At 71.1% G+C, this 5,857-nt stretch carries 6 protein-coding genes; 4 read left to right on the plus strand and 2 right to left on the minus strand.

Features of this window, described 5'->3' with window-relative positions:
* Positions 1 to 25: 25 nt before the first annotated feature.
* On the minus strand, positions 26 to 1,036 hold the full coding sequence (locus AB0G02_RS26430; protein ID WP_360798567.1) for an ABC transporter substrate-binding protein: 1,011 nt from the start codon (positions 1,034 to 1,036) through the stop codon (positions 26 to 28).
* Positions 1,037 to 1,119: 83 nt separating this feature from the next.
* A complete protein-coding gene (locus AB0G02_RS26435; RefSeq protein ID WP_360798570.1) occupies positions 1,120 to 1,347 on the minus strand; it encodes a putative leader peptide in 228 nt (75 codons plus the stop codon).
* 121 nt (positions 1,348 to 1,468) lie between these two features.
* Here AB0G02_RS26435 and AB0G02_RS26440 point away from each other — a divergent pair, with 121 nt between their 5' ends.
* The 4 genes from AB0G02_RS26440 (at position 1,469) to AB0G02_RS26455 (ending at position 5,796) form a co-directional block, all read left to right on the plus strand.
* A complete protein-coding gene (locus AB0G02_RS26440; RefSeq protein WP_360798574.1) occupies positions 1,469 to 2,386 on the plus strand; it encodes a TauD/TfdA family dioxygenase in 918 nt (305 codons plus the stop codon).
* A gap of 450 nt (positions 2,387 to 2,836) precedes the next feature.
* Positions 2,837 to 4,105, plus strand: coding sequence for a protein kinase (locus AB0G02_RS26445; protein WP_360798577.1), 1,269 nt, complete (start codon positions 2,837 to 2,839; stop codon positions 4,103 to 4,105).
* Between the two features lie 87 nt (positions 4,106 to 4,192).
* A complete protein-coding gene (locus AB0G02_RS26450; RefSeq protein ID WP_360798580.1) occupies positions 4,193 to 4,777 on the plus strand; it encodes a hypothetical protein in 585 nt (194 codons plus the stop codon).
* Between the two features lie 2 nt (positions 4,778 to 4,779).
* The gene (locus AB0G02_RS26455) at positions 4,780 to 5,796 is read left to right on the plus strand and encodes a TerC/Alx family metal homeostasis membrane protein (RefSeq protein ID WP_360798583.1); all 1,017 of its coding nucleotides are present in this window, start codon (positions 4,780 to 4,782) and stop codon (positions 5,794 to 5,796) included.
* The last annotated feature ends 61 nt before the right edge of the window (positions 5,797 to 5,857 follow it).

A 5,857-nucleotide genomic window follows, 5' to 3' on the forward strand; every position in this document is an offset into this window, starting at 1 on the left:
TCGCGGAAGCTGATGTGGGCGCTCATCAGGCCGCCACCCCGTTGAACTCGTTGGTGTAGAGGTCGGAGACGACCACCTGGTCCTTGCCGATCTCACCGCGTTCGGCCAGCCAGTCGACCCACAGGGAGAGCTCCCGGTCCTCGATCCGGCCGCCCTTGCCCGCCACGCCGTTGGACTTCCAGTACCTCAGCGCGGTCGGGTCCTCGTTGCGGCCGCGCTTGGTGAGGATGTCGACCTTGCGCGCCACGACCTCCTCGCGCGCGGTGGTGCGGCTCCACTCGATCGCCTTGGCCACGCCGGTGACGAACGTCCGCACGGTGCCCGGGTTGTCGTGCAGGAACCGCTCGGTGAACACGTAGGTGCCCGCCGTGAACGCGCCGAGCAGGTCGTGGTCGGAGAACAGCTTGCGCAGGCCGCCCTTCTCCAACGCCTTGTCCCTCAGGATCCCGCCGAGCACGCCGACCTCGATCTGCCCCTGCCGGACCGACTGCTCGGTGTTCACCGGGGGCACCGCGATCGGCTCGACCTTGGCGACCTCCTCGGGGGACACGCCGTTGCGCTTGAGGTAGATGCCGAGCATGGCCTCGTGGTGCGCGCCGAGGGTGTTCATGCCGACCTTCTTGCCGATCAGGTCGCGCGCCGACCTGATCGGGCTGTCCTCCAGCACGTAGAAACCGCTGTAGGCGAACTCGTCGGCGCCGTAGTAGCCGATCACCGACTTGATCGGCGCACCCGCGGCCTTGAGCTTGACGACCGCGCCGTTGAACGCGCCGCCGAAGTCGACCTGGCCGGTGGCGGCGGACTGGATGTCCTGCGGGCCGCTGGTCGTGTTGCCGACCCACTCCAACCGCACGTCGTCGAGGTAGCCGAGGTCGGCGGCCAGCTCGGGCAGGGTCACGTCACCCGCCCAACCCTGGTAGCGCAGCGTCTTCGTCTCACCGGCGCCGCCGGAGCCGATCGCGGTCGAGCAGCCGGTCGCGGCCGCGGTGAGCCCGAGGAGCGCGAGTCCGAGGAAGTTCCGTCGCGTGCTGATCACAACGAATCCTTTGCTGGGGGAAACTGGCAGGCCGGAAAACCGGGCGCGGCGCCCGGTGGGAATGCGGAAATGGGGGAGGGGGTTCAGCGACCGGCGCGACAGAGCGCGCCGGCTTGCCGTCGGAGGTCGACGTGCCGGCGCGACGCGAGGTTGGCGGCTTGGCTCACGCAGCCGAGCTTCACACCGGGGTCAGGGCTGGTCAACGCGTCGACCGGGCGTCCCACATCATGGAGTCGGCCGTCCGCGGAGCTGGACAACGGGCATTTCCTTCCCCCGTGCAAAAAAGTCCGGCCGGTGGTGTGGCGGAGCATTGTGTGTCAACCGCGTCCGGGTGTTGGGACGACTTATTTCCCCATCGCGCAATGTTGTGCCCGGTGCGTGCGGCGTCCGATCGTGGGGCGGAACCCGCTGCTCGACGAGAGGACACCGGCGATGACCGCACAGCTTTCCGACACGATCACCGTCCACAGACTGGGCGCGGGCATCGGCGCGCGGATCGACGGCGTCCGGCTGGGCGGCGACCTGCCCGAACGCGCCGTCGCCGCGGTCCGCGAAGCCCTCCTGACCCACAAGGTCGTGTTCTTCCGCGAGCAGCACCACCTGGACGACGCGGGGCAGCTCGCGTTCGCCCGGCTGCTCGGGGAGCCGACCCTGGCGCACCCCACGGTCAAGGGCTCCGAGAACGTCAACGTCCTGCCGATCGACTCCGACCACGGCAAGGCCAACAGCTGGCACACCGACGTCACGTTCGTCGACCGCGTGCCGGCGATCAGCGTCCTGCGCGCGATCGAGCTCCCGCCCTACGGCGGCAGCACGGTGTGGGCGAACACGGCCCGCGCGTACGACGAGCTGCCGCCCGCGTTGAAAGCGCTGGTCGACCGGCTGTGGGCGGTGCACACCAACCTCTACGACTACGCGGGCCACGTCGACTCGACCCGCATCGGCGGGGTGGACGTGAAGGAGGAGGCCTACCGCGAGGAGTTCCGGTCGCAGCGCTACGAGACCGAGCACCCGGTGGTCCGGGTGCACCCGGAGACCGGTGAGCGGGCGTTGCTGCTGGGCCACTTCGTCAAGCGGATCGTGGGCCTGACCAGCACCGAGTCGCAGGCGGTCTTCCAGCTGCTCCAGGACCGCGTGACCCGGCTGGAGAACACGGTGCGCTGGCAGTGGGCCGACGGCGACGTGGCGGTCTGGGACAACCGCGCCACCCAGCACTACGGCGTGGCCGACTACGACGACGCCCGCCGCCGCCTGCACCGCATCACCATCGCGGGCGACGTCCCGGTCAGCGTGGACGGCATCGCGAGTACCCCGATCACGGGCGACGCCACCCACTTCTCGGCGCTGTAGCGCCCTCGACGCTGGAGACCCGGGGATCAGCGAAACCCGGGAGTCAACGAGACCGTGGCACCACGCGTGCCGCGGTCTCTTTGACGTTGACCGTTCCGGCGGCCACGAGGTTGCCGCGATGTCCCGCACCGAAGCGGACGGCGTGCCGACCGCAGTGACGCGGCTCACCGAGCGGAGGCGTCGGGCACACCACCGGTGACGCCGTCGTGGACAGGACGTTCCCGGCCGACGACCTCCCGGAGCGCGCCACCACCTGCGCCGTCACACCTTTCGACGCCTGATGCCCTTGATCGATCCGGCGGAACGGCCGGCACCCGCGTGCGCCCGGTCGGGGGGAACCGACCTCGTGCCATCGGCGGTGCTGCGAAGCCCGTCGCCCGGACATCGTTTGCGGTGGGCCGCGACGGGGCACCTGAGGTTGTCCCGAGTACTCGACCGGAGGGTGTGGCGGTGTCGCTTCCTGTCAGTGGCGAGCTCCTGGCCGGCCGCTACGAGCTGGGCGCCACGCTGGGCGTCGGCGGCATGGCCGAGGTGCGCCGGGGGTGGGACACCCTCCTGCGGCGACCCGTCGCGATCAAGCTGTTCCACCCGTCCGAGGACGTCGACGCGAACAGGCGGATCGACAACGAGGCGCGGACGCTGGCCCAGCTGTCGCACCCCGGCCTGGTCTCCGTGTACGACGCCGGCGACAACGGCCAGACCGCGTTCGTCGTCCTGCGGCTGGTCGAGGGGCGCACGTTGCGCGTCCGGATCGCGGACGGCCCGCTGTCGGTGGCGGAGGTGCGGTCGCTGGGCGCGCAGCTGGCCGACGCGCTCGCCTACGTGCACGAGCGGGACGTGGTGCACCGCGACGTCAAGCCGTCCAACATCCTGCTCGACGTCGCCGGGACCCCCTACCTGGCCGACTTCGGCCTCGCCCACATGGCCGGCAGCACCCGGTTCACCCGCACCGACCAGGTGGTGGGCACCGCGGCCTACCTGTCACCGGAGCAGGTGCGCGGCGGCGACATCGGCCCGGCCACCGACGTGTACTCGCTCGGGCTGGTGCTGCTGGAGTGCCTGACCGGCAGGCGCGAGTACCAGGGCGGTGACATCGAGGCCGCGGTGGCCCGGCTGCACCGGCCACCGACCGTGCCCGACGACCTGCCCGCCGACCTCGTGCGCCTGCTGTCGTTGATGACCTCCCTGTCGACCCGCCGCCGCCCGACCGCCGAGGACTGCGCCCGCGTGCTGCGCACCGGGGAGCTGCCCGCCTTCTCCGACGACGATGACGACGAGCCGACCCTCGTGGCCGCGGCCCGGCCCCGCCGGGAGTGGCCGAAGAAGCCCCTCGCCGCCTCGGCCGCGGGGCTCCTGGGCGCCTTCGGGATCACCTGGGCGCTGCTGCCCGGTCCGACCCCGGCCACGTCCGCGCCCGTCGAGCCGACCCAGTCCGTCGTCCAGGACGCCGCCGGGCAGGGCACGACCGCGCAGCAGGAGACCGCCCAGGAAGCGACCGCCCGGGAAGCTGCCGCTCAGGAAGCGGCGGCCCAGGACGGGACCGCCCGGGGCACGGCGTCGTCACCCGAGGGGGGCAACCAGGCCGTGAAGGGAGCGGACAAGCCGGTGGTCGAGCAGCCGCAGCCCGCCGGACCCGGCGTCCAACCCGACCCGGCCCCGGCCAAGGACGACAAGGGCGGCGCGAAGGCGCCGGGCAAGGCGGCCAAGGGCAAGCCCTGACCCGGACCCACCCGCCAACCCCGGTGGAACCCCGTGGCGGTGATCCGCGTCGGTCCTGCGTGACGGCGGCGCGGACCCGGGGGAGTGATGGCGGAAGCGTTCGGGCCCTATCGGGTCGAGGAACTGCTGGGGCGCGGCGGCATGGGCGAGGTGCACCGGGCCCACGACACGGCGCACGACCGCGTGGTGGCGTTGAAGCGGCTGGCCCCCGTGCACGACGACGACGAGGAGTTCCGCGCCCGGTTCCGGCGTGAGTCGCGGATCGCGGCACGGCTGCGCGAGCCGCACGTCATCCCCATCCACGCCTACGGCGAGATCGACGGCCGGCTCTACCTGGACATGCGGCTGGTGGAGGGGCGCGACCTGGCGGCGGTGCTGGAGGGCGGTCCGCTGGACCCGGCGCGGGCGGTGCGGCTCGTCGCGCCCGGCGGGGTGAACGCCCGCCCGGTTGTCCCACCGTCCACCGGGTACTCCTCCGGACGTCGACCTGCTCGTCGTCGACATGAGGAGGGACGCGTGAGCTCGCACGTCGGGGACCATCAGCCCGATCCGCCGAACCCGCCGAACCTGCCGCCACCTGACCGAGTGACCCCTGATCGCGTGACAACAGGCCGGGCGTCGGATCCGTTGTCGCACGGGTCGCGGTCGTTCCGACCCACGTCCGGCGGCTGACCGTGCCGGACATCGGAGGGATGACCTGGGCGGTCACGATCGGCGTGGTCCTCGCGCTGCTCGCGGTGGACCTGGTGCTGGCGGTCGTGCGCCCCCACCGGGTGAAGATCCGTGAGGCGACCGCCTGGTCGGTGTTCTACGTGCTGTTCGCGCTGGGGTTCGGCGTGTGGTTCACCCTGCGGTACGGCGGTGACGCGGGCACGCAGTACTTCGTCGGCTACCTGGTGGAGAAGAGCCTGTCGGTCGACAACCTGTTCGTGTTCGTGATCATCATGTCGACGTTCGCCGTGCCCGAGGCGCACCAGCACAAGGTGCTGACGTTCGGCATCGTGCTGGCACTGGCCCTGCGGGCGGTGTTCATCGCGGTGGGCGCGACGCTGCTGGCGTTGTTCTCGTTCGTGTTCCTGCTGTTCGGGCTGCTGCTCCTGTACACGGCGGTGCAGCTGTTCCGGCACCGGGACGAGGACCCGGACGTCGAGGACAACCTCGTGGTCAGGACCGCCCGCCGGGTGCTGCCGATCACCGACGACTACGACCAGGGCAAGCTGTTCACCCGCGTCGAGGGCAGGAAGATGGCCACGCCGCTGTTCGTGGTGCTGCTGGCGATCGGCAGCATCGACGTGCTGTTCGCGCTGGACTCGATCCCCGCCGTCTTCGGCATCACGTCCGAGCCCTACGTGGTGTTCGCCGCCAACGCGTTCGCGCTGCTCGGCCTGCGCGCGTTGTTCTTCCTGGTCAAGGGGCTGCTGGACCGGCTGGTGTACCTGTCGACCGGGCTGTCGCTGATCCTGGCGTTCATCGGGGTCAAGCTGATCCTGCACTGGGCGCACGAGGACGTCGACCCGCGCGTGCCGGAGATCCCGATCCTGCTCAGCCTCGCCGTGATCCTCGTGGTGCTGGTGGTGGTGACCGTCGCGAGCCTGCTCAAGACCCGCCGCGACCCGTCGCTGAAGGCCCGTCCCGGCTCACTGCGCGCCCAACGCACCCAGGCACCCCGGACCGACCAACCAGACCCCTGACCCCGCGTGTACAAAGGCCGCGTGACCCCTGTACTACGTTCGGTACACCCGATTTGAAAGC

It is taken from the genome of Actinosynnema sp. NPDC023658 (assembly GCF_040639995.1).
Classification (GTDB): Bacteria; Actinomycetota; Actinomycetes; order Mycobacteriales; family Pseudonocardiaceae; genus Actinosynnema.